The 1,111-nt window shown below is 33.4% G+C and carries 1 pseudogene; it reads right to left on the minus strand.

Features of this window, described 5'->3' with window-relative positions:
• Nucleotides 1-1,111 (minus strand): annotated as a pseudogene (locus tag AJ881_RS09495) (hypothetical protein); the annotation flags it as partial.

Below are 1,111 nucleotides of genomic sequence, written 5' to 3' on the forward strand. Positions count from 1 at the left end.
ACCTTCATTTTTAATACCACTTGTAATAGTCGCATCAGAATCATTTTTTAAACTTAAATTATTATTACTTCTATTGAAGATATTACCATAAATAATTCCATTGTCAGTATTTAAAATACCACTTCCTTTTGCAGAAGCAATAAGACCTTCATTTTCAATAGTGATTCCGTATTCTTGTTTTTCTTGTCCTTCTTTTCCAATGGTTCCAGTATTTATAATACCCCCATTACCACCTTGGATAGTTCCAGATACATTGATGCTAGTATTTACTTGCTTACCACCGCCTATATAAATACCTGCATTACCACCTTCTAATCTACCCCCTTCTTTAACTTCAATACCTTCACCCTCAATACCATTTTTACTTCCATCTATATGGATTGCATCATTGCCTGCTTTAATAACACCACCTTCTTCTATAGTGATTTTACCAATATTAACGGGCTTTTTATTTGTATCAAATGCATAAAAAGTTATACCATTGTTGCCTGCTTCTATAGTTCCTTTATTTGTAAGGGTTTCTATCTTGTTGCCATCACCTATGAAGATAGCATTGCCGTTTTGATTTTTGATTAGACCTGTGTTTTCAAAATTTTTAATAGTGGAGCTTGAAGTTCTCCAACTTTGAATGAATACTGCTCCTGATAATTGTTTGGCTCCAGATGTTCCTTCTATAGTACCAGTGTTTTTAAAATTATCTATAGTAGTACTTGATATATTTATACCTACTCTTCCTGAAAGAATACCTGAGTTATCAAAATTTGTTATAGTAGAAGCTTGAAGATTGACTCCGACGCTTGCATAAGAAGCTCCATTAACCCCTCCTGGATCTGTTTTTCCATCACCTTTTACAGTTCCGCTATTGATAAATGTTTGGATTGTAGAGTCACTAATATACATTCCATGATTTACCCAATTGTTTGCCTCTTGGCTACTACTTTGAATAGTGCCGCTATTTTTAAGAGTTTGTACATTAGTATGAGTAAACTGGACCGCTTCTTTATTTGTTGAACTTATAACTCCAGTATTGTTAAAATTATTAATCGTAGATTTATTATTAGCACCGCCTTCGAAAAAAACTCCTTTATCGCTTGAAGCTATAGTTCCACTG

The sequence above is a fragment of the Campylobacter sp. BCW_6460 genome, assembly GCF_001762705.1.
Lineage (GTDB): Bacteria > Campylobacterota > Campylobacteria > Campylobacterales > Campylobacteraceae > Campylobacter_D > Campylobacter_D jejuni.